General features: G+C 59.2%; 1 protein-coding gene. It reads right to left on the minus strand.

Features of this window, described 5'->3' with window-relative positions; all coding sequences use genetic code 11:
• A complete protein-coding gene (locus F8O05_RS14700; RefSeq protein WP_158053507.1) occupies positions 1-1,074 on the minus strand; it encodes an IS630 family transposase in 1,074 nt (357 codons plus the stop codon).
• Positions 1,075-1,128 lie beyond the last annotated feature (54 nt).

Below are 1,128 nucleotides of genomic sequence, written 5' to 3' on the forward strand. Positions count from 1 at the left end.
CTAGTGTCGCGTTTCTGAAGTTCGTTGAGGGTTGGCTTTCGCGAGTACCTGTTCCGGAGTTTTCGTCCACACGAATGGGTGCTTGCGATCGTTCCAGCCAGTAATGAATTGACGGATCTTTGCATTCAGGTCTTTCACCGACGTGAACACGCCCCGTCGGATCGCTTGCCGGTCAATGATCCCGAACCACACCTCGACCAAGTTCAACCACGACCCCGACGTAGGCGTGAAGTGGACATGAAACCGGGAATGCTTCGCAAGCCAGGCCCTCACTTCCGGCGTCTTATGGGTCGCGTAGTTATCCATCACCAAATGCAGTTCCTGCTCCGGGTACGCGCGTTCGATCTGCCGAAGAAAGCTGAGGAACTCCTGCCGGCGATGTTTCGGCTTCAGCGCCGCGGTGACCTGCCCGGTCGCGACCTCGAGCGCAGCGAACAACGTCGACGTACCGTGACGCTTATAGTCATGGGTCCGCTTCTCAGCATCCCCGATCCGCATCGGCAACATTGGTGCGGTGCGATCCAACGCTTGGATCTGGGATTTCTCGTCCACACACAGCACGATCGCGTTCTCCGGCGGCGCCAGATACAAGCCGACCACATCCGTGACTTTGCCGACCAGTTCTGGGTCGGTGGAGAACTTGAACGTCTCCGACTTCCATGGCTGGACTCCGTATTCTCGCCAGGCCCGCGCGACGGTCGCGTTCCCAATCCCAAGCCGATCCGCTAACAACCGGGAAGACCAATGCGTGACGCCGAGCTTTTTCGGTGGCGGCTTCAGTGTCGCGGTGATGATCGCGGTGTGATCGAGGTGTTTTGGTCGCCCCGACCGTGGCGCGTCGACCAGCCCTGCCAGTCCCGCTTGTTCATACCGGTTGCGCCACTTCCACACCGAGGTCGTTGTCGTGCCCAGTGCTTCGGCGATGTGCGCGTTCGCGACCCCTTCCGCGGCCATCAACACAATCCGCGCGCGAAGCACGAGGCCTGCACGCATCGAGGTTGCTCTCGTCCAGGAGACGAGTTCGTCGTGATCACCATCGTAAAGAGCAAGGGCCGGGGCTGGAGAATTCGCCATGCATTATTCTCTCAACCCACTAACCATTTAGGAACTAACGACACGCGACACTAG

It is taken from the genome of Gulosibacter chungangensis, assembly GCF_008831155.1.
Classification (GTDB): Bacteria; Actinomycetota; Actinomycetes; order Actinomycetales; family Microbacteriaceae; genus Gulosibacter; species Gulosibacter chungangensis.

What these genes read in the sequence shown, in the direction of transcription:
- F8O05_RS14700 (WP_158053507.1), bottom strand. Translation starts at nt 1,074, where the DNA reads ATGGCGAATTCTCCAGCCCCGGCCCTTGCTCTTTACGATGGTGATCAC.